21 protein-coding genes and 4 pseudogenes are annotated in these 25,519 nt (G+C 52.8%); 5 read left to right on the plus strand and 20 right to left on the minus strand.

The window, feature by feature from the left end:
• Positions 1-12: 12 nt before the first annotated feature.
• The 14 genes and pseudogenes from B8P98_RS29100 to B8P98_RS29190 all read right to left on the minus strand — a co-directional run.
• On the minus strand, positions 13-2,070 hold the full coding sequence (locus B8P98_RS29100) for a ParB/RepB/Spo0J family partition protein (protein WP_048266273.1): 2,058 nt from the start codon (positions 2,068-2,070) through the stop codon (positions 13-15).
• Between the two features lie 69 nt (positions 2,071-2,139).
• Positions 2,140-2,388: a DUF905 domain-containing protein gene (locus B8P98_RS29105; protein WP_001568055.1), complete on the minus strand. Its 249-nt coding sequence runs from the start codon at positions 2,386-2,388 to the stop codon at positions 2,140-2,142.
• A 48-nt stretch (positions 2,389-2,436) separates the two neighbouring features.
• The gene (locus B8P98_RS29110; protein WP_001568054.1) at positions 2,437-2,979 is read right to left on the minus strand and encodes a single-stranded DNA-binding protein; all 543 of its coding nucleotides are present in this window, start codon (positions 2,977-2,979) and stop codon (positions 2,437-2,439) included.
• Positions 2,980-3,807: 828 nt separating this feature from the next.
• Positions 3,808-4,374: a methyltransferase gene (locus B8P98_RS29130; RefSeq protein WP_095033680.1), complete on the minus strand. Its 567-nt coding sequence runs from the start codon at positions 4,372-4,374 to the stop codon at positions 3,808-3,810.
• 47 nt (positions 4,375-4,421) lie between these two features.
• Complete coding sequence (locus tag B8P98_RS29135) at positions 4,422-5,777, minus strand: DUF3560 domain-containing protein (protein ID WP_004182052.1); 1,356 nt, start codon at positions 5,775-5,777, stop codon at positions 4,422-4,424.
• Positions 5,778-5,828: 51 nt separating this feature from the next.
• Positions 5,829-6,059, minus strand: a complete 231-nt coding sequence (locus B8P98_RS29140; protein WP_032433725.1) for a CCDC81 family HU domain 1-containing protein — start codon at positions 6,057-6,059, stop codon at positions 5,829-5,831.
• Positions 6,060-6,150: 91 nt separating this feature from the next.
• Positions 6,151-6,378 (minus strand): hypothetical protein, encoded by a 228-nt coding sequence (locus B8P98_RS29145; protein WP_004182050.1) that lies wholly within the window; start codon positions 6,376-6,378, stop codon positions 6,151-6,153.
• Positions 6,379-7,104: 726 nt separating this feature from the next.
• Positions 7,105-7,422, minus strand: coding sequence for a hypothetical protein (locus B8P98_RS29155; protein WP_004118473.1), 318 nt, complete (start codon positions 7,420-7,422; stop codon positions 7,105-7,107).
• A gap of 34 nt (positions 7,423-7,456) precedes the next feature.
• Entirely contained in the window at positions 7,457-7,711 is a 255-nt protein-coding gene (locus B8P98_RS29160; protein ID WP_064184150.1) for a DNA polymerase III subunit theta, read from the minus strand.
• Between the two features lie 236 nt (positions 7,712-7,947).
• The gene (locus tag B8P98_RS29165) at positions 7,948-8,373 is read right to left on the minus strand and encodes an antirestriction protein (protein WP_004118478.1); all 426 of its coding nucleotides are present in this window, start codon (positions 8,371-8,373) and stop codon (positions 7,948-7,950) included.
• A 519-nt stretch (positions 8,374-8,892) separates the two neighbouring features.
• The gene (locus B8P98_RS29175) at positions 8,893-9,123 is read right to left on the minus strand and encodes a hypothetical protein (RefSeq protein ID WP_004118481.1); all 231 of its coding nucleotides are present in this window, start codon (positions 9,121-9,123) and stop codon (positions 8,893-8,895) included.
• A gap of 233 nt (positions 9,124-9,356) precedes the next feature.
• Positions 9,357-10,199 (minus strand): annotated as a pseudogene (locus B8P98_RS29180) (reverse transcriptase domain-containing protein); the annotation flags it as partial.
• A protein-coding gene (locus B8P98_RS29185) for an IS3 family transposase (protein ID WP_095032960.1) occupies positions 10,199-11,412 on the minus strand; the annotation gives its coding sequence in 2 pieces (ribosomal slippage) (positions 10,199-11,118 and positions 11,118-11,412; 1,215 coding nt in all). The pseudogene B8P98_RS29180 and the gene B8P98_RS29185, both read right to left, overlap by 1 nt.
• A 36-nt stretch (positions 11,413-11,448) precedes the next feature.
• A pseudogene (locus B8P98_RS29190) lies at positions 11,449-12,129 on the minus strand (reverse transcriptase domain-containing protein); the annotation flags it as partial.
• 401 nt (positions 12,130-12,530) lie between these two features.
• Between B8P98_RS29190 and umuD the strand changes: the two are divergent.
• The 3 genes from umuD (at position 12,531) to B8P98_RS29210 (ending at position 14,557) form a co-directional block, all read left to right on the plus strand.
• Entirely contained in the window at positions 12,531-12,956 is a 426-nt protein-coding gene (gene umuD / locus B8P98_RS29200) for a translesion error-prone DNA polymerase V autoproteolytic subunit (RefSeq protein ID WP_004182047.1), read from the plus strand.
• Complete coding sequence (locus B8P98_RS29205) at positions 12,956-14,227, plus strand: Y-family DNA polymerase (RefSeq protein ID WP_023157784.1); 1,272 nt, start codon at positions 12,956-12,958, stop codon at positions 14,225-14,227. Before umuD ends, B8P98_RS29205 begins: the two co-directional genes overlap by 1 nt.
• 78 nt (positions 14,228-14,305) lie before the next feature.
• Entirely contained in the window at positions 14,306-14,557 is a 252-nt protein-coding gene (locus B8P98_RS29210; protein ID WP_004182043.1) for a type II toxin-antitoxin system Phd/YefM family antitoxin, read from the plus strand.
• Between the two features lie 244 nt (positions 14,558-14,801).
• Here the strand turns inward: B8P98_RS29210 and B8P98_RS29215 are convergent, their stop codons facing one another.
• The 3 genes from B8P98_RS29215 to B8P98_RS29225 all read right to left on the minus strand — a co-directional run bounded on the left by B8P98_RS29215 (position 14,802) and on the right by B8P98_RS29225 (position 18,957).
• Entirely contained in the window at positions 14,802-16,754 is a 1,953-nt protein-coding gene (locus B8P98_RS29215; RefSeq protein WP_000037308.1) for a DUF262 domain-containing protein, read from the minus strand.
• Complete coding sequence (locus B8P98_RS29220) at positions 16,751-18,031, minus strand: DUF262 domain-containing protein (protein ID WP_016246209.1); 1,281 nt, start codon at positions 18,029-18,031, stop codon at positions 16,751-16,753. The genes B8P98_RS29215 and B8P98_RS29220 overlap by 4 nt, the downstream gene beginning before the upstream one ends.
• A gap of 509 nt (positions 18,032-18,540) precedes the next feature.
• Positions 18,541-18,957 carry a hypothetical protein gene (locus tag B8P98_RS29225; RefSeq protein ID WP_196530244.1) on the minus strand — a complete coding sequence of 139 codons (417 nt, stop codon included), beginning with the start codon at positions 18,955-18,957 and terminating at the stop codon, positions 18,541-18,543.
• A 41-nt stretch (positions 18,958-18,998) separates the two neighbouring features.
• Between B8P98_RS29225 and B8P98_RS31840 the strand changes: the two genes are divergently transcribed.
• Positions 18,999-19,274 carry an IS1-like element transposase gene (locus B8P98_RS31840; RefSeq protein WP_000179213.1) on the plus strand — a complete coding sequence of 92 codons (276 nt, stop codon included), beginning with the start codon at positions 18,999-19,001 and terminating at the stop codon, positions 19,272-19,274.
• A gap of 44 nt (positions 19,275-19,318) precedes the next feature.
• Positions 19,319-19,694: pseudogene (locus B8P98_RS31845) on the plus strand (IS1 family transposase).
• A 777-nt stretch (positions 19,695-20,471) separates the two neighbouring features.
• Here B8P98_RS31845 and B8P98_RS29240 read toward each other — a convergent pair.
• The 3 genes and pseudogenes from B8P98_RS29240 to sopA all read right to left on the minus strand — a co-directional run.
• Positions 20,472-21,588: pseudogene (locus B8P98_RS29240) on the minus strand (IS3 family transposase); the annotation flags it as partial.
• Positions 21,589-22,630: 1,042 nt separating this feature from the next.
• A complete protein-coding gene (locus tag B8P98_RS29250) occupies positions 22,631-23,602 on the minus strand; it encodes a ParB/RepB/Spo0J family plasmid partition protein (RefSeq protein ID WP_004182039.1) in 972 nt (323 codons plus the stop codon).
• The gene (gene sopA / locus B8P98_RS29255) at positions 23,602-24,768 is read right to left on the minus strand and encodes a plasmid-partitioning protein SopA (protein WP_004182032.1); all 1,167 of its coding nucleotides are present in this window, start codon (positions 24,766-24,768) and stop codon (positions 23,602-23,604) included. Before sopA ends, B8P98_RS29250 begins: the two co-directional genes overlap by 1 nt.
• Positions 24,769-25,519 lie beyond the last annotated feature (751 nt).

Raw genomic sequence — 25,519 nt, forward strand, 5'->3', positions numbered from 1 at the left:
GCGTCTCCGTTATCAGGCGGCGCAGGCCGGGTTGTTATGGTCGCTGACGTCGCCGGCATCAGCGTCGGTATCGTTCTGACTTGTTGCCAGACTGAGTTCAGACTTTGCGGCAAGCTGTTTCTGATTGTCAGCACTGGTCATCCATTCCGGAACCCAACGGATTTTTGAGAGGAAGTGCTCTGCATGTTCAGCGGCATCCTTTTTCTTCATCTTCGCGGCGTCCTGTGCTGCGCCAGCCAGTCCGGCCTGAGAGAGTGCCTGTACAATGTGTGGCAGCTTCATGTGCGAGAAAAGGTTATCAGCCGTCGGTTTCCACCAGTCACGAAGGTCAAACTGAATGGCGTTTTCCACCCCATCCAGCGAACTCTGGTGTTTACGACCAAATTCATCCTTGCCCTGTACACCATCTATGGAGCAGGCGGTGCAGAAAGCCATCAGTGCCATCAGGGTTGCGCCATCGAGCGTAAAGAAGGTGGTCATATCCTTTCGCCAGTTTTCCGGCAGCAGGGCTTCAAGACGTTCTTTTTCTGACTGGATGGCCTGAAACGCAACGCTGTTTTCACCGTCAGGTGCTTCACGGGTCAGCGCGTAATGCGACACACTCACGCTAATGCAGAACGGCTCTTTGACGGACGTTGTGGTATGGAAAACCGAGTTACACATTTTCCAGACCATCAGCGCGACGGCTTTCTGCGGCTGCTGCAGCAGGGCCGCCTGAACCGCCAGTGTGCGTTCAGAAGAAAGGCGGGTCAGCAACGGGACACTGACGGCGTCCAGCGGATCGACTTTTTCAGGGGCCTGATCGGTGGATGCACCCTTCTCCTCCATTTTTTCATCGGCGCACAGCACCACACCGCGCTGTACTTTCACCTCCTGGCCAGTCCAGGAAACCACCACTCCGGCAGATTGCTTCATTTCATCCGTCCATGCCCGGTGTTTTGCCCGGTGCGCGATGGTCTGCTGTTCTTCCCAGACGGCTTCCAGAGCCCCGGCCAAGACGTCATCATTCACGCCGGGGTTCTCGTCTTCATACTTAGCTTCCAGAGCTTCCAGTTCCGCAAGACGTTCTGATTCGGCTTCGGTATATTCCACAGGCGGGACAGCATGCAGGCGCCAGATTTTAGTGTCCTTCCCGTAGTGTGAAATAGGGTCAAGACGACCATCACACCATGACCAGCCTTCCGCTTCGCGGAGGTGCTCCGCGATGTTCTGCAGTTTTTCCAGCAGGGCGGTATCGAGCGATGCACTTTTGACATAGCCGCCGTTTTCGCTGCTGAAGAGATCAACCCGGATTTCATCCGGACTGAATGCGGCCTCTCCCACAAAGCGGAATTTGTCGCCGTTTGTGGAAACCTCTTCTGAGATAATGAGGTTACGGATCGAGGAAACTGATACTTCATTATTCCAGGACCGTTTGCGGGCGGATTCCAGCACTTCCACCTGGCGTTTCTGATCGCTTTCGAGCGCCAGTGCCTGGCAGTGTTCGGTGGTGATTTCATCCTTCGCCAGCGCCGCCAGAATTTCGGGAGCCAGTTCGGTCAGTTTCAACATGCGCTGAACATGACGCGTACCGAACCCCAGTAAATCGCCAATCTGCGCGGGGGTTTTCCCCTGCTCTGCCAGTGTGCGGAACCCGGCGATCTGTTCAGACGGATGCATTGCCATCTGCTGTTCGTTTTCTGCCATTGATGCCGCAACAGCCAGTTCATCAGGTACCTTTTTCACCATCACCTGATATCCGGCATCGATACGGTTTTCACTCTGCAGGAGCTGCAGCGCTTTCAGGCGACGACCACCGGCAGCCACACCACAGCGACCATCCGGGAGGTTATGCACGACCAGATTCTGCAACAGGCCAATGGCTTCAATGGAATCTGCCATTGAACAGACTTTCTCCGCCGGATAGGGAATGGTCCTGACGTTCAGGGGAGACTTCACCAGTGCCGTCACAGGGACATACTCGACCTGTGCGGCATCGAGAGCCACTTTAAGCGCCTCAGCTTCGGCAGACTTAAGCGTTTTTTTGCTGGTTTTCGGTGCAGTTTTTACCTTAGACTCTGTTGCAGACATAATTGATACCTCTTAGCTATTGATGAATGTCTGCCGGACAGCCCACCTGTCCGGCCTTCTTCTTACTGCTTACTTCGTTTTGCGTACTCCGTAGTCCCGGATGTAGCGGTTCATCATGTCCTCGCCGCCCGGTTCAAAATTCCAGACGCGCCAGATCATGCTGCCGTCATCCTGATGACGGACGACAAGGCGAAAATGAGTCCCCTGGTCATCTTCAATCGCCACATTCTGATACTGCGCTGCGACAACCTGAGCCTGCTCGCGGGTAAACGTGCCATCCGGCAGGGATACAAGCGGGGACAAAACGTTATGGTCCATGTGTTTCTCCTTTTCTGCCCCGCCTGAACGGGGCGTCTTCATCGTGGTTTAAAAGGGCGCTTCATCATCCATTGGTGGGAAATCATCCGGGAGTGGCTGAGGCGGTTGCTGAGACGGGGCGGCATCCTGACGGCCTTTCTTACCGCCCTTCGCTTTCGGGGATTTAGCTGCGGCCTGAGCAGGTTGTGCCGGGGTGGCAGGATTCTGCGGCTGCGCGGCGCTCTCAGGCACTCCGGATTCACGGCGGCCGCCGAGCATCTGCAGGGTGCCGTTCTGCCCGACCAGCACCTCGGTGACGTAGCGCGTGACTCCGGCATCGTCCTGCCAGTTGCGGGTGCGTAGCTGGCCCTCGATGTAGACCTGTGCGCCTTTACGCAGGTATTCGCCCGCCACTTCCGCGAGCTTGCCGAACATGACAACACGGTGCCACTCGGTGTTTTCGCGCATCTCTCCCGTCTGCTTGTCACGCCATGTTTCAGACGTGGCCAGCGTCAGATTGGCCACTGCGCCCCCGTTGGGCATGTAACGCACTTCCGGATCCTGTCCCAGATGTCCAACCAGAATGACTTTGTTAACGCCACGTGCTGCCATGATGAATCTCCTTAATCCGTTGTTTTGCCTTTTAAAACCATCACCCGTTGAGTTGCCGGGGCCGCGGTTTTGACGTTTTGCGGGGACCTGCTGAACCTGCCCCCTGGATATAACCTTCACCCGTTTGAGAGCCGTTCGCCGCAAGGGCGTAAACGAGCACGGCCCGGTGCAGATGTCCGGGGGTGAGCGGGAAATTTTTTTCGGTCCAATGAAGCGGCAGCGGAATGGCCGGGAAAAAATTTATTGCGAAAGGCCCTGCCGTCCCCTGGACAGCAAGACGGGTTGTGCTTGTCTCAGCCCCGGCGAATGGACTCAAACGGGTGATACGGGTACCAGGGGAAAGGAGCAGGCACCCGCCGCAACGACGAAGAGCGCGGGCGCGAAACGGCGTTGCCCCGCAGAGTGCCGGCAGTCCTTCGCCGGCACGGTGAAAGCGGCGCGACCGGGACGGTCGCAGCAAGCGCTGCCGTTGACCTTGACTTCAGACATCAGACACTAGCCGTCAGGCCCGAAACCGCTTGCGGGTTCGGCGGAGCTTACCGCGTCTTTTCGCGGTTAGCGGAGTGTGGCTCGACGACCGGACAGCGCAGCTGGCCGGGAGCCGAAGGTGTCCAGTATGGGTGTGCTTTTAAAGCCTTTAAGGGTTAAAAAGAGGCATCACAGCAGGGAGAAGAAGAGGAAGCAGGCAGACAGCAGGCAGCAAACAGGGAAGACGCGGAAAGGAAATGCGGGCGGCGCGTCAGCGCGGCCCGGTTTTCCCGGCGCCGCAGGCGCGCGGTCTTTCGAGGCGCGGCCAGACGGGGACAGGTGCCCCGCCGGCTTAACGTGTCAACAGACGGTTATTCTGAGAATGGCGGTCGCTACCTGGGTATACGTGAATGTTCCCCGCGGCAATGGCTCCCAGACGTCCGCCAGGGACTCCAGCGCCTTTTGCTGACGCGGCCCGTCCAGGCATATGCCCGTCAGAATCCCGCCAGGCTCAAGCAGAGTTAATGCCCGCCGGATATGCCGGATATCATCACCGCGATTAAACGGCGGATTCATGATAATTCGTGTATACCGGCGCTCCGGATGATATTCGAGAAAATCTCCGCACCAGATCCGGACCTCCGGGAAATGAGCCTGCAGGTGACGGGCTAACCCGGCGTGCAGCTCCACGGCGTCACACTTCGCCCGGGGGACTGCATCCCTGATCGCCTGCAGTATGGCGCCCGTTCCGGCACTGGGTTCCAGAATGCGATCGGTTTCCCGGACATCAGCCAGCTCAACCAACCGGCGACATTCCGGGGAGGGGGTGACAAAAAGTTGCGAGCTACCCCGAATTTCAGCGACAGGGGCGCGCCCTTCCAGTTTGACCCGCATCGCCTGAATACGGTGTTTAAGGTCATGATGCATGAATGTACTCCCTGACCTCCCCGGCAAGATGCCGGGGAGCCTTCCTGCTATTTTTTCGGAATTTCAACGGTTTTCATGTCTGTGATATACACATTCACGAGCGTACAACCGTGCGTCATGCACCGGCGGAAGCGGTAGGCGCCGTGTGTTTCGGTTTCTGCAGCACCCCGCACGCCTTTATAATCAGCGGGTAATTTCGCCCACTCGGCTTTTGTCATTTCCCGGAACCCTTCCCCCGGATAATTGACGATCGGTGGGCGCTTCGCCGCTTTCTTCGCGTCGCTGGCTTCCTCCGCTGTCGGGGCTTTGTAGTCCGTGATACGGTCGGGCGTGAGTTTCATCGTGCCGCTGTAGCCCAGAAAGCGATAACCGGGCGTTTCGACTGAACTCACCTCCCCCTTACTCCGGTTAACCCGGAGAATGGTTAACCATTCTCCCCGGCTCAGTACCTGCCCGCCTGGTTCAAATTCCTGTGTTCGGGTGACAACGCCACCGTTTTCATTGAGCATCGCGCGTTCGTAGGCCAGGCGGTTCTGGTAATGATTAACCCAGCGCTGTTGGTGGTTAATCGTGCGCTCATGACAGCGGATCGCAATATCACGCGCCTGTTCAAAAGTAATGATCTCCTCCGACAGGGCAGAATGGAGAGACATCGAGCCCTCATACTGGCTTTTCTCTGCCGGGCGGGGGTATTTGTCGAGCGTGAAGCAGGCATGAATATGATCATAATTACTGACCAGTAACGCCATTTTCAGATCGAGCGTCTGCGCACGCCACATCGTCATATACTTTTCAGACCGGGCAATGTGCTTTTGGGACTTGCGTAATTCCGCCTCGATTTTTTTGATACGGCGGTAACGCACATCCGGACGCTCCTTGTATTTTGCGTGCCGCAGAGAGGCCTGCGCGCGCTGTTCCCAGTATTCCGCACGCTCGAACAGCATCACGGCACGTTTCATGCCGCTCTCAATTTTCTGCGCATGCCGGCGCGCGCGGCGCTCGCTGTGGTGGCCTACCAGGATCGGCTGTCCCAGCGGGACAGCCGATGCCAGCGAATCAACATGCGCAAGCGCCTGCTCCGATTCAACCGCCCGCCGGTCACTGTAGTCACTGAACCGCCCGGCGCGCTGCTCCTGGCGATCAAACAGGGTGCTGTCCTCGTCCTCGATATCACCGGCGAGCGAAAGCAGGACATCCTCCCGCCCCGGCGTCCAGGCTGGCGCCACAAAGAGTTTCTGTTTGGGCGCCCAGCGAAAGCCTGCTTTGTTGATCAGGGAATACGTTTCTTCATCGAGCCGTAATGATGCGTAAAGTCGCAATTTATTATCATCGGGTGAATAGGTTGCCCGGTAAGTCTGGCTGACGGTATTTTCCGTCATGATCTGTGCGGTAGTCGGTGTCATTGTGTTTTCTCCTTCCTGCAGTTGCCGCCCCTCGCGGGGCGGCTCACCTCATCAGTTAAATGCGCGTTTCAGTTCCAGCGTGCGGAGTACCTGCCCGAGGGCGGTATTTTTCATCGCGGGGATGTGGACACCGCGCCCTTTGCGGTGACTTCTGGCGATATGACGCCCGAAAGCTCTGAGAGCGGGATCAATCTCCGGTGCGGTGATATCTGCGCGCAGATTGCGCGAATGACGACGGGGCTTTACAGCGCCTGCGGAAGGTGAAAAAATAGAAACGATCATAAAGTTGACTCCTTATGGTAGTTAACGAAGCCGGAAAAACCGTTCGTGCGATTTTTACGGCGTGGGAGAAGCAGGGTTTACCCTGCTTTTTTCATACCTGCGGTTTGCTTCCCGCCTCTTCTTCCTCCTTCTGAACCTGATCGGTAATGTCTTCCGGTGCGCCCAGAAACCAGCCTTTGACGGGTTCACAGCGTTCAATAAACGCTTTTATCGCCCGTTTTCCGGTCGTGGCCTGCACCCGGGTAAACATCGGCAGATTGCCGCTGGCATTGCTTCCCAGAAATGCGATCCGATACGTTCGCAATGAAGGATCCTGCATTTTTCTTTTTCCTGATTTTTAAAGAACATCACCCGTTGAGTTGCCGGGGCCGCGGTTTTGACTTTGTGCGGGGACCTGCTGAACCTGCCCCCTGGTATTAACTTCACCCGTTTGAGAGCCGTTCGCCGCAAGGGCGTAAACGAGCACGGGCGACGGCAGCTGTCCAGGGCGCGGTTTACCGCGTGCCATTTACCCTGGACGGATGATGGCGACTGTGCTTGTCTCAGCCCCGGCGAATGGACTCAAACGGGTGATACGGCGCCAGGGGGAAGGAGCAGGCACCCGCCGCAACGACGAAGAGCGCGGGCGCGAAACGGCGTTGCCCTGCAGAGTGCCGGCAGCTTTATCGCCGGCACGGTGAAAGCGGCGCGGCCGGAACGGTCGCAGCAAGCGCTGCCGTTGACCTTGACTTCAGACATCAGACACTAGCCGCCAGGCCCGAAACCGCGTAGCGGGTTCGGCGGAGTTTACCGCATCTTTTCGCGGTTAGCGGAGTGTGGCTCGACGACTGGACAGCGCAGCTGGCCGGGAGCCGAAGGTGTCCAGTGCGGGTGTGCTTTTAAAGCCTTTAAGGGTTAAAAAGAGACATCACAGCAGGAAGAAGAAGAGAAAGCAGACAGACAGCAGGGAGCAAGCCGGAAACGTAAAGATGCAGACTGGAGAGAATATGTTTTTCATGCCGCCGGAAAGAAGCCATGATAAACCGGCGGCATACCAGACGGGGCGTCAGGAACGGAGCTTATTTTCCTTCCTGAACTGCGCAACGCTATACCAGATTGAAGCCAGGAAAGCGAAAACGGTGATCAGGACACGAAATTCGTCACCCGGCTCTTTCCCCTTCAGCATCAGCGTTATGATGATGCCGGCAACGATAATCCACGCAATACCACTCCAGAGGCGCAGCTTATCCGCCACGACATTAATCAGAACAAAAGCAACGGCCAGGATAGCCCCCCACAGAGCCGGAACAGGCTGAAACGGAATAAAAAACAGGTTAATACCGGTTAAAAGCGTCACGGCAGCAAACATCAGAGACATACGCACAGATTACCCTCCCTGGACACACTGAGTAAGAAAATCAATTCTGCTGATCATCGCCCGGTTTATTATATTCGGGTGCATTTGCGCGCGGCAGCTGCTGACTGTTCAGTCGATGTACGCGGAACCGTTCATGGAAATATTCGCGCAGGTGTTCAGGCTGTTCCCGTTCAACAAGTTCCGGCATGACGGGCTTGTTCATGCGCTCCTGCCAGGCAACATCAGCAGCCACCTCATCGACGGCAACTTTGTCCTGCTCCTCCTTTGAAAAAGAGGCAATATTCCACTGCGACATACGCAAAATCAGCAAAAGAAGAAAAGGTACGCAGATATTACGCTCTTAATCCTTAACTGGCGACCTGTTGAGGTGAGGCCAGTACGCAGCGCCGCAGGTGTGGCGAACCGCCTCACTGGCAGGCGAAGCCTGCCAGGATTTTCGCGCGGCCGCACCGATCTGCGAAGCCGGGTAAGCTCCTCACAGATCGTGCCGTCTCTGACCTTAAACGGGGCGTCGGGCGCCCCGATATAGTATCAGTCCAGAGCCGCGTAAATAGCAGCGCATTCGTCATGAGAGTCAATGAAATTCCACAGCTGCGATTCCCGCAGCATCAGGTGGCGTGTCAGGGCAGCATCACCGCGTTCATGGTGCAGCCAGATACGGCGGTTGATCGCCAGCGCCGTAATGATAACTCCGGCCGCATCCGCGCTGACGGACCGATCAAACCAGTTATCCGGGTTAGTCAGATGGAAACGGTCACCGTCAGGCATCATGTAGCCGCCGCCCTCCGGAATACGGATGAAATGCCAGAAGCCTCCGCAGTAATCGGTGATGTGTTTCTCAGCGAGCGCATAGACCTGCATCTCTCCGGCCAGAAAATCGTTACCAAACAGATCCGGCAGGAACGAGAGACGGTCGGACTCCTCTACATTCAGCATGGTTTGACGGGCATGATACATAGCAACCTCCACAGGTTCATAAGATTGCGGCACCGGGTTGTGCCGTGCCGACACGACAGCCCGGCGGAAAGCGGAAGATGCAAGGGCGACACCGGAGGCCGCAGCGCAGATAAAGCACGAAGCTGGTCTGGACGGTTTTAGAGCGAACCTGAGCGAGAAAACGACGGGAAGAACGGCGAGCTTCCTAAAAAAACTGCGACCGGGCGAGGATGGCGGCGCCAGCGAACCCTTGCATCTGCAGCGGCCGGGCTAAAGTGAAGGCACGGCACTACCCGAAGCGATGCAGGAGATACAACATGAGGTCCCCTGTCGCGGTTTACGAGCGCAGGGAGAAAAGCAGAAGCTGGCATCGCGACGCGATGGCTGCGTATAAAGGCCGCAGACCGGAGGGAGGGGGCCGGACAAAGCGGAGCCGGCGGCAAAGACAAGCCGGCGACGTCCTTATCCGGTGTTGATGGCATGGCGCCAGTTTATCAGCTGCCCGTCACCAGGCGGCCCGGGAGACCTCTCGTTCTGAGCTTATCGGCGATCTGGTTTATCACTGGCCACGGAGATACCAATGTACATACCGCTTCCCCAGATAATCTGAGAGAGCACAAATAGCCACTGAGGGACGTCAACAATCAACAGCGGAAGAAGAGCAACCGTCACGATTAAAATCAGGCGGCTACCGAATTGCCGGCGCACCGGTTCAGCGGCGTCAACCGGGACGCCTGCATATCGCAGAACCTGCCTTAAACCCGTATTCATAATCACTCCACTCAGAATAAATGCACTGTACGTCAGTATATTACATTTTATTAGATAACGATTCTCCGGACTGGCAGCGATCCTTCTGAAATTTCCCTGTTTTTGCAGGAACAGCAAATGGTTACAGACAACGGCAACAAGATGACTTGAAAAAAAACGGCCTCCGCAAAATAATGTCGCGGTAGGGATACCCGTTACCGGGTACCCCCCGCACAGATCCCGGCGTGCGCTATTCACGCACCGGGCTCCTGCCTTGGGTGTCTGGCGGTGAACCGCTCCACAGGCCATGGATGCAGAACCCGAACCTTCGGCAGCCATACGGCTGCCAGTCTGTTTGCTTTCGTCCATGTCGTATCATCCTGCTGGCTCCTGCGCCTCAGCGCCCGTCGCCAGAGGTCTGTTACGTATATCCTGAACTTCCGCATCATGGGATAGTTGCCCGGGACTGAGTGGTAGTTCAGGTATCCCTGAACCACTCTCCTGAGCCATTTTCCCTGTTCGTGGATTGAGTAATGCCAGCGCTTTCGTAGTCCGTCCTTGATCGCTTTCAGTGTCGCCGTCATCCTGTCCCGGCGTGTCTTTCGTATCAGCATGAACCTGCCACTACGATCTTTCCCACTGATATGCGTGAACCCGAGGAAGTTGAACGTTTCTGGTTTACCTTTTCCCCTGCTGGCGCGGTTTTCGGCTGCGAAGCGGCCGAACTCCGTCAGTCGGGTTTTCTTCGGATGTACCGTGAGTCCGAACTCCTTCAGTCTGCGCTGCATGGCTATACGAAAGCATTGAGCGTCGATTCGCTTGTCGAACCCGATGACTATGTCATCTGCGTATCTGACCATGACCACATTGCCTGTGGCATGGCGGCGTCGCCACTGATGCGCCCACAGATCGAAGACATAGTGGAGGTAGATGTTTGCCAGCAGCGGCGAGATAACCGCACCCTGTGGGGTGCCTTCCTCCGATGCCCGCCATTCTCCTTCCTCCGATGCCCGCCATTCTCCTTCCTCTGAGGTCCCGGCTGTGAGCCACTTTCGTATGAGCCTGATTACCCTCTGGTCGCCGATTCTTGTAGTGGTCAAGTAATATTGGCCACGGTTTTACAGTAAAAATGGTACCTGTTCTCAGACTCTTCCGGCGTCAACCCACCGTTATAATGGTGAGGTCTGACGCTGTTGTAGTAGTTCAATATGTAACCATTAATTTGCTGTCGGGCTTCGTCCTTGCCTGCGTAACCATTCACCGGTACCCATTCTGTTTTCAGACTGCGGAAGAAGCGTTCCATGGGACTATTATCCCAGCAGTTTCCCCGCCGACTGACGCTTTGTTTTATTCTGTAACGCCAGAGAAGTTGTTGATATTTCAGACCGGTATACTGGCTTCCCTGATCGCTATGGAACATGACATCACGCGGTTGACCACGTGTTTCATAGGCCATCCGCAGGGCACTGCTTATCAGTGCGGTATCGGCATGTACTGACAGACTCCAGCCGATAACCCTGCGGGCAAAAAGATCCATGACGACCGCCAGATAGCACCAGCGATTTCCGGCCCAGATATACGTAATGTCTCCGCACCACACCCGGTCTGGCTTGGGCACAGCGAACTGACGCTCGAGCAGATTAGGCAGGCAGGTATGCTCCTGACGGGCATTTTTGTACTGATGTTTTCCAGGCTGGCAACTGCTCAGGTTCAGATGTTTCATCAGACGCCCCGCACGGTAACGGCTCATCGGGACGCCGTTTTGGGTCAGCATGTCAGCCAGAGTACGCGCCCCTGCTGAGCCCCGGCTCTGATTCCACGCCCGGCGTATTTCGCTGCACAGCCTGACTCGCGCCGGATTAACCGTATCGCGTCGTTTTCGCCAGTATCGGTAACTGCTGCGGTGTATTCCCAGAGCAGAACACAGGCTGACGACCGTGTGGCTGTCACTCAGTCTGGCAACTATCGTGAACCGTTCAGTGAGTCGGACATCAAGAGCGCGGTAGCCTTTTTTAATATCGTATTCTGTTCCTCCAGGCGACGAACCTGCTTTTCCAGCTCGCGGATACGTTGCTGGTCTGGAGTAATAGGTGTGGCAGAGGGCGTAATCCCCTGGCGCTCACGCCTGAGCTGGCGTACCCAGCTCTCAAGCGTGGTAGAACCGACATTCATCGCTTCACTGGCTTGTCGATAGGAGTAGCCCTTATCAACAATCAGCTGTGCACATTCCATCCTGAACTCGGGGGTGAAAGTACGCTTAGTTTTCTTGTTCATTAAGTCACCTGTTTTGTGTTGAGGTGAGAATATCACCTTTAATCAGGTGGCCAAATTTACTGTGCCACTACATCTGTGTTCTATGAACCTGATTAGCCATTCATGGCTTACCTTGTCGAAGAACTGACTGATATCGGCATCCAGTACCCAGTTTACATTGGTCCGAACCAGCCCTGTGGCCAGTGCGTCCAGCGCATTGTGCTGGCTTCGCCCGGGTCTGAACCCGTATGAAAACCCCATAAAGTCATTTTCGTAGACTGCATTCAGGATCTTAACCAGCGCATACTGGACGATTTTGTCCTCCAGTGAGGCGATGCCGAGCGGGCGCTGTTTTCCATCCGCTTTCGGGATGTAGTGCCGCCTGCCGGGCTGAGCCCTGTAACTACCCTGATGAAGCCTCCGGTGCAGATCTGCTATGTTGACCTTCAGGTTTTCGGCGTAGTCCTTCCACCTGACACCATCAACTCCGGCAGCCGCTTTCCTGCTCAGGGAGAGGAATGCGTTCTCCAGTGCCTCTGCTGTCAGGAGGTGGAACAATGCGGTAAACCGTTCTTTCTTCCGCTGCTTCGCAGCTTCCCGCACGCGTGACAGCCTCTGTGACATACTTTCCCGGCTCTGCGTCCGGCGCATGTGTGGCTGTTCCGCGTTTCCCTTGGCCCCGCTCCTTCGCTCCACTGACTCCGCTCCTTGCGGATTGTTCGCCAGATTCGCAGCTACTATGAGCGAGTCCGACTTCTCCTCTCCGTACATCACCGGCTTCGGCTCCTCGCCTTCCCGGTGCGGGCCATCTCCGGCACTGGCAGATGGTCAGAGGGGAGATCTCCCGGTTCCCGCGTAAAGATCGTATTGACATGCCAGGGTCTCAGAACCCGCCGGGTCCATATGGCACTCGCAGTAACGCACCCTATGATGTTGCCTTCCGTAAACAGTACAACGTCGGCACCCGGGAATTTAATATACATTTCGTGGCTCAATGGCTGGCCTGTCAACACCCCTGTCAACGCTTCGCCCCATACCTCACGGTATACAACGCATGACTCGGGGACCCTGTGGATTGCTGGTCCTTCAATGGTCGGGGACTTTCACCCCTTGATCTTTACCGGTCTCCCGGCGCACACTGTATATATATACAGCCTTAAGCGAGGGAAAAAACGATGAAGTTCATTCCTGCAGTATCAGAAGCCAGCATAGTAAAAATTCCTTTGTTCACAGAGCGATGCCCTGCGGGTTTTCCGTCACCGGCAGCAGACTACACTGAGTCTGAACTGGATCTGAATGAGTACTGCATTCACCGGCGCCACTCCACCTATTTTGTCAGGGCGATTGGCAACTCAATGACTGATATTGGCCTCTATTCCGGCGATCTGTTGGTCGTGGATAAAGCAGAACAGCCGCGGCACGGGGATATTGTTATCGCGGAAATTGAGGGTGAATTTACGGTAAAACGCCTGCTTCTGACGCCGCGGCCAGCCCTGCAGGCGATGAACCCGGACTTCCCTTCCCTGTACCCGGATCCGGAAACGCTGCAAATTTTCGGCGTGGTGACAGCCTTCATTCATAAAACCCGGAGGGCAGACTGATGTTCGCCCTGGCTGACGTCAACTCCTTCTACGCCAGTTGCGAGAAGGTTTTCAGGCCGGATTTGCGCGGCAAACCTGTCGTCGTTCTCAGTAACAACGATGGCTGCGTTATTGCCCGGAGTGCTGAAGCCAAACTGCTGGGTATAAAGATGGGAACCCCCTGGTTCCAGCTCAAAGAGGCGCAGTTTCCTGAAAAATTGTACGTTTTTTCCAGCAACTACGAGCTCTACGCGAGCCTGAGTAACCGTGTGGTCGCCCTGCTGGAAGAGCTGTCGCCCCGCGTCGAACAATACTCAATTGACGAATGTTTCCTGGATGCCCGGGGAATTGGCCACTGTATGGATCTGGAGGATTTTGGCAGGCAGCTGCGTGGGCATGTTCTCAGTGGAACCGGACTGACGATCGGTGTCGGCTTCGGCGCCACAAAAACACTGGCCAAATCGGCGCAGTGGGCGTCAAAGGAATGGCCACAATTCAGGGGGGTGCTGGCGCTGTCGCCCGATAATCCACGCAGAACGGCAAAATTACTCAGCCTGCAGCCGGTGGAAGAAATCTGGGGCGTGGGGAACCGGATAGCGAAAAAGCTGCACGTTATGGGGATCACCACCGCCCTACAGCTGTCGCTGACGAACCCTACATTTATCCGGAAAAACTTCAACGTAGTGCTGGAGCGCACGGTACGTGAGCTGAACGGCGAGAGTTGCATTTCACTGGAGGAAGCGCCGCCGCCTAAACAGCAGATTGTCTGCAGTCGCAGCTTCGGGCAGCGGATCACCACCTACGAAGAAATGCGCCAGGCCGTCTGCCAGTATGCCGAGCGCGCGGCGGAAAAGTTGCGCGGTGAGCGACAGTACTGCCGGCATATCAGCACCTTCATCAAGACATCCCCTTTTGCGGTTAATGAGCCGTATTACGGTAACGTGGCCACGGAAAAACTGCACACCCCTACCCGTGACACCCGGGACATTATCGCGGCTGCGGTCAGGTCTCTGGACAGGATCTGGCTCGATGGCCACCGCTACGCAAAAGCGGGGATAATGCTCAATGATTTCAGTCCGAACGGCGTCGCGCAGCTGAATCTGTTCGATGACGTGCAGCCACGGCCGCACAGCGATGCGCTGATGAAGGTACTCGACGGCATTAATCATTCCGGACTCGGGAAAGTCTGGTTTGCCGGACGGGGTATTGCGCCGGACTGGCAGATGAAACGGGAGATGCTGTCACCGGCATATACCACCCGCTGGAAGGAGCTGCCGGTTGCCCGTTTCTGACCGTCGAAATGACAGACGGGACTTGCCGCAAGAGCTTACTTTACCGATCATACAGATGACTTGTCTCAGGGGGGGACCATGACAAATATCATTCTGTGTGATGTGACTGCCAGCATCAGCGAACTTAAAAACGATCCGGTGGCCACCGCCAGTGCCGGCGGCGGCTACCCGGTCGCGATTATTGACCGCAACCGCCCTGTTTTTTATTGTGTGCCCGCGGCTCTGTATGAACAAATGCTCGATGAGCTGGACGAAAAAGACCTAGTGCAAATGATAACAGAACGTCAAAACCAGCCGCTGCGTGAAGTGGATCTCAATCAGTATCTGTGATGTGCTCCGGTGCGAGGAGCAAGGAATGTATTAAGCCTATGTTACCCACTCGATGATCAATGCTGTCTTAAAACACTATAAAATCAATAAAATAGAATTATATCTGCATGTCGATACCATACAAAATACCATGGTAAGAAAACTTGGAGACTGTACTGATCGTGTCGCCCGACGCAAAACGCTTTTAGACTGACAACTTGCACACCACAAAGGATATTCATCCAAAAGCAGTTATTCAAAGAAGTCAACGCCCTGGGTTGGATCTTCCGCTTGCCTCCACCAGACTTACATCATCACGAAGCAATGTCACCATCGCTTCATGATGTGCTGTTATCTGCTGATCGTCCCAGTTTGTATTTCGGGTGATTTCCGCCATTCTCTTGAGCTTGGGACTTTGAAGTTCAATTGTATCCTTGAAGTTTTCGGCCTTTGCTCTGGGGAGGCTATTGCTGAATTTTGAGTTCGCGCTGACGCTTACGAGCGCGAGGTTGCCAAGCAGGTTAAGGCTAGAACCTGAAACAACCGCGCCCGACTGTTCTTTGTCAGGATGCTGTGGATAGAAGTGCTCAATGGAAGTTCTGAACTGAAATTTGAAATCTCGTTTTGAGGAGTCACTCAACAGAAGATAGTCGAGATACGAAAAGACGATACGGCTGATACCAAACCCTTGTGGTTGCTGATCTTTCTCAAAGGAGAATGTCTCTTTAACCTTGCTGCGGGCATATCCCTTCAACAAATCGGCAAGATCCGCATGTTTCACGTCTCGAGGGGCTTTAACGGAGAGCCAGCGAAGAACTTTGGTAATCCAGTGCATCGTTCGCGGAGAAGTGTAGGTAATCCGAAGCATGGACTGAAGCAGCAATACATCTCGGGTATGTGGGTCAGCACTCCCGTCCTCCTCTAAGCTTCCATTGCTGGCCGAGAAAACATGGATGTACGTCGGGGTTGGCTTCTTGTCCCCGCCTCCTTTTTTCAGTCGCTGGAGAGACCAATCGCCATCGTCACCGATGTTTGCCGTGAATTGACGCTTCAAGATGAAGCCATCGAAGAGGTTGCGGCACTTGAGAAGCATAAATGCAAAACTACGCACCCAATCGGCTTTAGCATCGGGTACATTATTTACGGCGTCGTCAAATGACTTGATGAGGCGCTTGTCGTCAAGCAGGCCTTCGTCTTCGACCTCATCGCCTTTCATAATTCTTAGAACGTGTAGCAGAAAGGCCGGAAACTCAATAGTCGAACGAAACCGCTCGTTGCCCTCGTCTTCAGTGGAATTTGACTCGAGCTCTTTAGCGTATTTTGACAACGCCTCATCCAAGGACAACGATACCCCTTCGGAGGATTGCCTTGATGAATTGATGCCGGATTGCGGACGACTTTCCATTAGCGAAGAGAAGCTGGTCACCTCCAGCCAGGACCATTCATCACCAAATACTTTGTTTCGCAAACTTGTGTCACCACGGGTCAGAGACATCTGGACATAAGAATCCATGTCAGCACAGGAATCCCAAACCCACGCAAAGCATTCGCGTTCATATTGATTGGGCAGTTTGCTCATCAGGCGAGCCTTAACAATATCAACCTGCTTGAGTTGCTGCCCACGAGTGTTCATGATCTCGAAGTAGCGATTGAGGTCGGTATTGGGTGGCAGCGAGGCACGGACGACAGTCACCTTCGTTAGCAAGAAATCGGAGAATTTTTCGCGTGAGCGATTAAGGTTTTCATTTTGTTTGAAGAACTGATTGATGATGCTGTAGCCTTCATGAATGCCAGCATCTGCATTACTCGTGGAGCCCTGCGGTCGAACGTGCTCCTTAGCCGCCTCCTGTGCTACTCGCAGCAGGGCCTCAGTTGCCCGTGCGCGCGACTCATATTGCAAGTGGCCTGCATGGCCAACCGACGGCTTCTCACCCTCACCGTCTTGCTCCAGGAAGGTAAGAAGCAGATAGAGGGTTGTAAGTCGTTGTTGTCCATCTATGACCTCGAACTCATCCTCTCTACCCCGCTTGATTACAACAAGGTTCCCAAGAAAATAGTTGTCCTGGCCCCCTACCACCGAGTCTTGAATATCGCTAATAAGTTGCTCAATCTGTTCGGCCCGCCAAGCATAGTTCCGTTGATAAATAGGAATCAGATAATTGTCAGTGAATAACTTGCCTACTGTTAACAGTTCAGGTTTCAACTCCTTCTTGCTCATTGCAGCCCCTTGATAAAAGCAACGAGTTCCTTTTCGTGGTTATCGCTGTATGGCTTACTTGTTATTGGAAGTTTGCGGACAACACTTCCAGTCATCGCATTACGTAGCAAAACAAAAGGCGATTTATTTGCATCGTTTTTACCTCGCGCTCGGTTGTCAGCAGATACAAATTGCACACGAAGTAACTCGACCCGCAAGGCATATGCCCATGCGAATAACCTATTTCGCACTTCATCTACATCTTCATCGCCAAACTTGTTTGTATAGCAAAGCAGCGCGGCAATGAACAATTCGTACACGTAGCGGTAGCGACTTTGAGATGGGCCAAAGTTTTTGAAACCTCTGTCAATAACCTCTTGTTCCAGTATCTTCAATTCGTCAAGCATGAATGTCACCATCTCGAAAAATGAGCGTCCTGCGATTATCGGGGCATCAAGCTGAAAGCGGCTGCGCCCGGCATTTCGTGCATCATGTGTAGAGGATACCGACCATGCACTTAGAAGTGGCATAGCGGCTTGTGCTGCAAGGTGATATCGCAGATTTGGCGAAAATGACCTGTGGGATCGTGATGAAATGCCCTTGAACATGCCGATGTCCCGAATAGTAAATTCGAGCGAGCTTTCGCCTCGTGACCACTTGGATATCCGGTATAGAAAAGTAGAAAAAAGCCTGTCCAGATCCTCATCGTTTACGGCTTCCCAAGCCTCAACGACAGCCACTTTCATAGCAGCGGACTCATCGTGCATTTCGCGCAGGTGGTGTGCTTTGAGCAAGTCGTGAGGGGCAAGCGGTTTGCCGCGATAGTTCTGGGAATCAAAGACACGAAATGCCTCATCAATATCGTCCGTCACAATACGCACCAACTGACATTTGTGACAGATAAAATCCAAAAACTCTTTTTTATCTTCCAACTGCGACAGGCGCCTTTGAAGCTCTATCCAAACTAGGGAGACAGGAGTTTCGCTGTTACCAGACATCGAAATTTGATGATTTATCGGATCTAAGGCCGCAAGAATCATTCGCAAAGTCAGCAGGCGCTGCTGCCCGTCGACTACATTGAGATACTCACCATCATCGTGAAGAATGATTGCACCCAAAACATAGGGAATATCTTTTCGTTCGGTATCTCGAAGAGCTTCGCTGATATCATCCACCAGTTGTAGAGCAGTCGATACATCCCAACTGTATGGGCGTTGATAGTTCGGTATCCGAAGGCCTTGCTTGAGTAGTTCATCCACGGTGACTGCACTAACACCGTTCTCTCCGTTAATCGCCATTCCTATGTCCCTTCATTGACGCTTTTCTATTTTCTCAGCGTATTTTCCGCAAACTTTATTCACCTATATGGATACTTCGATTCCGAGTGGCGGCTGTCTTGTTCACAATTTCTATCACGAGGTGCTCCTCTGGCGCATATTTAACGATCTGGGGCATGGGTCGAGAGAGCGGTTCTGATCAAAGCGAGCATCGATGGCATCAGCACAGCGCTGCAATGCACCCGGTTGTCGATACCATGGCATTTGCTGATACGGTCACATGGTATTTGCTATATCTTCGATTCAGCGTCGGCCTTAAACCATAAAAAATGCCATTGATAATGCAGTCATATCATCAATGGCACTCACTAAATCAAATAAAACAATAGGCTAAATAATAGCCTCACTCCCACTCTATTATCAACTGCCTATATATCATATTAATTTACTTAGATTAAATATCAAATAAAATATCAATGCCATGACTAATGCCATATCTAAAAAATATGAACACAGGGTACATCTCCTGCTTATCTCACGCAGCCTAGAAACAGCATTACGATCCGATAAGCTGGCTCATAGCAAGACAGTACCCTCGGGTCGGGGTCTACTTCGCCGTGTAGTAGGGCGTTTCGCATAGCGTAGATCGTTTCAATCAATCCCGACAATAGCTCTTCAGGGGAGCACTGAAACTCCATCGCCCCGACTTGCAGGCGATCGGCTCCACCACGCAGTAGGTCGCGCATCGGGCGCGGGTTGCAGCCGTCATAGAGCTGCCGCAGCGTCGTTTGCTGGGCTTTAGAGAGGTTCGCAGTAAAGTCTGCATGGCCATAGATCGTGTTCGGCTCATAATGCACCTGAACGTGCTGGAATTTCACGTTTCCATTGCGAACTGAGGTGACGGTGATCTGGATGTTTCCGCCCGCGATCTTCGGTGATGCTGCCAACTTACTGATTTAGTGTATGATGGTGTTTTTGAGGTGCTCCAGTGGCTTCTGTTTCTATCAGCTGTCCCTCCTGTTCAGCTACTGACGGGGTGGTGCGTAACGGCAAAAGCACCGCCGGACATCAGCGCTATCTCTGCTCTCACTGCCGTAAAACATGGCAACTGCAGTTCACTTACACCGCTTCTCAACCCGGTACGCACCAGAAAATCATTGATATGGCCATGAATGGTGTTGGATGCCGGGCAACCGCCCGCATTATGGGCGTTGGCCTCAACACGATTTTACGTCACTTAAAAAACTCAGGCCGCAGTCGGTAACCTCGCGCATACAGCCGGGCAGTGACGTCATCGTCTGCGCGGAAATGGACGAACAGTGGGGCTATGTCGGGGCTAAATCGCGCCAGCGCTGGCTGTTTTACGCGTATGACAGGCTCCGGAAGACGGTTTGCGCACGTATTCGGTGAACGCACTATGCCGACGCTGGGGCGTTTTATGAGCCTGCTGTCACCCTTTGACGTGGTGATATGGATGACGGATGGCTGGCCGCTGTATGAATCCCGCCTGAAGGGAAAGCTGCACGTAATCAGCAAGCGATATACGCAGCGAATTGAGCGGCATAACCTGAATCTGAGGCAGCACCTGGCACGGCTGGGACGGAAGTCGCTGTCGTTCTCAAAATCGGTGGAGCTGCATGACAAAGTCATCGGGCATTATCTGAACATAAAACACTATCAATAAGTTGGAGTCATTACCCTCAGAACCATTGTTAAAGCGGTACTGGGTAGATTTGAAGTCAATATCAGACCCATCACTCTTATAACGCAGCATATTTAACAATTTGTCCATTTCAGTTCTCTTGCTTAGGTTTCATTAACATATTTTAAATAAGCCACTGTCTGAGTGATTGTGTCTGGTACGCAGAACAAACAGGACCTTCATTCAGTTGCTCCACTCAAACTGTGATTAGCTACTTCCGCTTTTTTCACAAAGCGGACGATATCCCGTTAAAGCGCTTGCATATACTGTAAAACAAAATTCAATACCCGGTAAAAGAAAGCTTGGCTTCCAGCCAGTAATATGAGGTCCTGTTTGCTTGTTGTACTGTCCCCTCATCCGTAGACAAATTTCATCCTCGCAGAGAGGCCTATTAGAAAGTCTTCGGGCTTAATCCATAGAGGAAGTTGTGGCGTCAGATATGATTGCAGGGCACTTCAATGTAATCAAATATATCCTGCCGGGCCATGGCCCGGGCTTGATATATTCACTTCCTTACACGCACTTATATGAGTAAACAAGAAACGATGCTGCCTTAGCATTATCCCAGCAATTGCTACTTTAGACATGCTTTAGCTCTAACATTGGAACAATACTACTCTTTTGTACCTTTGCCGATGTCGGCATGGTACTCACCTTCACAAATTCAATGACAGCCATATGGTAATTTTTTACTAATTTTTGGCGCGCCATTATGAAGTTAGTCGAGTGACCTGCCCCCAGGATTAGATACAACCGTGAGTTAGTAAGGTCGGTTTGTTTACCTTCACATTTTCCATTTCGCCACCGTGCTGCAAACTCTGATGGCGTCTGATAATTCAGTGCTGAATGTGGACGACACTCGTTATAATCCTGCCGCCAGTCATTAATGATTTTCCTTGCGTGAACGATATCGCTGAACCAGTGCTCATTCAGGCATTCATCGCGAAATCGTCCGTTAAAGCTCTCAATAAATCCGTTCTGCGTTGGCTTCCCGGCTGGATTAAGCGCAACTCAACACCATGCTCAAAGGCCCATTGATCCAGTGCACGGCAAGTGAACTCCGGCCCCTGGTCAGTTCTTATCGTCGCCGGATAGCCTCGAAACAGTGCAATGCTGTCCAGAATACGCGAGACCTGAACGCCTGAAATCCCAAAGGCAACAGTGACCGTCAGGCATTCCTTTGTGAAATCATCGACGCAGGTAAGACACTTGATCCTGCGACCGGTGGAAAGTGCGTCCATGACGAAATCCATCGACCAGGTCAGATTGGGCGCCGCCGGACGGAGCAGCGGCAGACGTTCTGTTGCCAGCACTTTACGACGTCTTCTGCGTTTTACGCCCAGGCCACTGAGGTGATAAAGCCGGTACACGCGCTTATGATTAACATGAAGCCCTTCACGGCGCAGCAACTGCCAAATACGACGGTAGCCAAAACGCCTGCGCTCCAGTGCCAGCTCAGTGATGCGCCCTGATAAATGCGCATCAGCAGCCGGACGGTGAGCCTCATAGCGGCAGGTCGACAGGGATAAACCTGTAAGCCTGCAGGCACGACGTTGCGACATACCGGTCGCATCACACATCAGCATCACGGCTTCCCGCTTCTGGTCTGTCGTCAGTACTTTCGCCCAAGAGCCACCTGAAGCGCCTCTTTATCCAGCATGGCTTCGGCAAGCAGCTTCTTGAGTCTGGCGTTCTCTTCCTCAAGCGACTTCAGGCGCTTAACTTCAGGCACCTCCATACCGCCATACTTCTTACGCCAGGTGTAAAACGTGGCATCGGAAATGGCATGCTTGCGGCAGAGTTCACGGGCGGGTACCCCAGCTTCGGCTTCGCGGAGAATACTGATGATCTGTTCGTCGGAAAAACGCTTCTTCATGGGGATGTCCTCATGTGGCTTATGAAGACATTACTAACATCGGGGTGTACTAATCAACGGGGAGCAGGTCACGAGCTATATATTGGCAATGTGAGAGTCAAGAGGCTGGATTTACATCATAAGTCTTTCAAGAAGCTACCCACATGTATATCCCCGTCACTGTGGATAAACAATCTATTGAGTCTTATTCATCTGCATAACCTGTGATAAGTAATGTCTCTGAAATCCCCAGATCATACAGTGTGACGAAATGCATGATGTGGCTATGCTGATGACGGAATGATGTTATTCACCCTGGGTTGTGAAAATAGCCTGGATTGGTTACTTGCCGGACGAAGGTCTGAACAGCGCGTAGCGGCAGCAATTGACCTTTAAAAACTGTAGGAGATTAAACCGAATACACTGCGAAATTTGACAAATTGTACTCAGTATACTCGGCTCTAATCCCGATCCATTACTATTCAATCGCCAGATATTTCAGTTCTGCTGCAAGATTATTCCGCTCTTCGTGATGCAATCATGTCAAAAATCAGTTCGTCATTGACATCAATGCAACCATGGTCCCAGGCTGATAACCTGACCAACGATGCAGGTGGGACCGTGGTCCCAGGCTGGAAACCTAAACAATGATGCAGGTGGGACCGTGGTCCCAGGCAGCTAAGCTGACCGACGACGCAGGTGGGACCGTGGCCCCAGAAAGATAACCTGACCGACGATGCAGGTGGGACCGTGGTCCCAGGCAGCTAAGCTGACCGACGATGCAGGTGGGACCGTGGTCCCAGAAAGATAACCTGACCGACGATGCAGGTGGGACCGTGGTCCCAGAAAGATAACCTGAGCGACGACGCAGGTGGGACCGTGGTCCCAGGCAGCTAAGCTGACCGACGACGCAGGTGGGACCGTGGTCCCAGAAAGATAACCTGACCGACGATGCAGGTGGGACCGTGGTCTCAGAGAGAATATTTAGGCCAGTTATGTTTTCTGGCCTGTGAGAAAGGAAATGAAGTAAAGGGAGATAACCGTAGACTAAAGCGTGTCCGCATCAGACTCCTGGTTTCTCAAGCTCCTTAAGAATGGCTTCTATTTTCTCTATACACTCCACAGGAATGCGGGACCTATCCAGATTAAGCACCATTTTATCGCCCTTATACAATGCTGTTGCCCCTGGAGCAAACTGATGACGTGAGCTCAGATTAACCCTTGGAGAAGGAGATTGTTTCAGTACGGATGTTAAAAGACTAATGACCTCTTCAGCTTCAAAGATTAGTCCCGCTTTCTTCTGATCGTGGAGAGTCTCAGCCTGCTGCTTCAGTAATTCTTCTTTATCTGCAAAAGCCTTCTGAAGGGCTTCACCTGACCGGGCAGACAGTTCTCCAGGATGTGCAAACAGGGCAACAACGGATTTAGGCAGTTTGGCCGTATTAATACAGCGGGTAATGATCTTACGAGAGATGTTTTCCGCATCGGCAAGCGCAGAAATATTTCCTGCAAACTCATTCTGCAGCCGGCTTGTATAACGCAGGCCACGTTCATAAGCACTCGTCGGCCGATAATCGTTACCCAGACGGGACAATGCAGCCATCTGCTCATCGTCCAGTTCACCAACCAGAACGCGATAATCACTTTCCGTCAGGATTGCGGCTTTACGGCGACGGCTGCCGTCTGCAATTTCTATGACATCAGAAACCCGGCGGCCGAAAGCTGGAGTCTGCTGACCGGTCAGTAAAAATGAAGGAATGAGATCATCCAGAGCATCTTCGGTAAGTAGTTCCTGATCGCGCTCATTGCCTGACCATACGCGTGAAGCGCTCTCAACAGAGTCTCCCCGGAGCACCTCAAGGGTAAATTTTACTTCCCGTCCACATACCGGAAGAGAGATAGCATTACCTCGGGCCATAGCACCCACGCGCGCAATTAATGAATCCACCATAGGTGCGGCTGGCGCCGGTGATGAAGTATCTTCAGTCGATTGAGTATGTGTGGTATGTCTTGGAATGACAGGAGCACGCTTCATTATCTAATCTCCCAGCGTGGTTTAATCAGACGATCAAAAATCTCATTGCAAACAGGTTCCCATATAGAGAGGGCATTACGCCAGGCGCCAGTTGAAGAACGTTGATCAATAGCCTGTTCAAAAACGGTTCTCATACGGATCTGACCTTTACCGACTTCATCCGTTTCGCGCACAACATTTTTAAGGACCATGCTTCCCCAGGCATCCCGAATTTGTTCTTCCATCCACGGGGACTGCGAGCCGTTATTATTACTGTATTTAGTAAGCAGAATACGGACATCTGGCTCAAAGCCTTTAAGATCCACGTTCTTAAGCAGGTCACGCAGCATATCGAAAAACTGCAGTGCGGAGGTGTAGTCGAAAAGCTCTGCCGGAGTAGGGACAATCAGTACATCAGCAGCGCATACAACATTTATCGTACCGATACCAAGGTTGGGTGCACTGTCGATAACTATCACGTCATAATCATGAGCGATAGTTTCAATGGCCAGACGGAGCATCAGGTGCGGGTCAGCAGGTAATTTGCCTTCGTCAAATTTCCCCATCAGCTCGGTTTCAATGCGGTGCAGTGCCAGACAGGACGGGATGATATCAAGGCCAGGCCAGCAGGTGGGCTTTATAGCGTAGCTGGCGTCATCCTTTTCCCCAAGATAAAAGGGCAGGAGAGTGTCCTCAGCATGAATATGAAGATCGGGCACCCATCCGTGATACATAGAAGCAGTTCCCTGTGGGTCATTGCCTTCAACAAGCAGAACACGGAGTCCTTTCAGAGCAAGATCCTGAGCCAGGTGAACGGATACTGAGGTTTTGTAAACACCACCTTTGTGAGCAGCAACACCAATCACCGGCGGAAACGCATCTTCAGCACGGCGCAGTCGTGTACCAAATACATCCCGCATGTGATTGATTTGCTCGATGGTATAACCAACGCGTTGCTCAACTCTCCCACGGGTTTCCATATCAGGGTGCGGCAGCCGGCCAGCTTTCTCGGCATCCCTGATAGCCTGAGATGACACGCCAACTAAATCAGCTGCTTCACCAATCCTCCAGCGCCGGGTTATTTTCCGGGCTTCCGGACTGTCATCATTAAACTGCGCAATGGCGATTGCTTTCGTCATTTCATGACCAGCACTTATGCACTGGTTGAGTGTATCCATGAGTCCCATACTGAACATCCTTTAATCTTCACTTTGCATTATTTTATTAAATCTTGGAATTTATTGCAAAGCAACAATAAAAACGCAAAGTGCACGAAAAAGTGCAAAGTGAACCGCATTGGGTGATGCAAAGAACGCAGGGGATTACAAAAGAGTACATACCGCAGTCAATATTAATCACTGCCGCTCGCCGCAGTAAGCGATCTCACGGAGTGAGAAAGCGGCGAGGAAGCGGAAAATCACAGAATTCACAGATTGCACGTACGTCGGGTTGCTAAAGATGGCTCTGGATAAGCCAGTTATAATGAAATTGACTGCGGTATGTAATATATTGACTATGGTATGATGCTTACCGCATCTGTGTCGAGAAAGAGGAAAGACGACTCAGCATACCGCAGTCAATGTTTCATTGTTGTACCTGTAGATCTCAATCTTCCAGAGCGTATTCAGGAAAATCAGGCCAGGGTTCTGGATATCTGGTATGGCGCTTCCGGCCTTGTATCTGGGTTATTCATGGTCTCGATCCAATAATTGATCCCAAGGAGATCATAGTGAGATCCAAAAGAGATCCCCGGATCGCTCCAGCATGCGCTGTAACTGGCTTTAACGTCTGTCTGGATCGACTGCGGAATGTAAAATGTTGACTGTTATATGCATAATCTAATACTGTGATATGCAACGGTATTTACAGAGGTATGTATATCCGTTGACTGCGATACGTATTACTACATCCTTTTGTGGATAACCGTTGAGGATCAAG

Origin of the sequence: Klebsiella quasivariicola (genome assembly GCF_002269255.1) — a bacterium.
GTDB lineage: Bacteria > Pseudomonadota > Gammaproteobacteria > Enterobacterales > Enterobacteriaceae > Klebsiella > Klebsiella quasivariicola.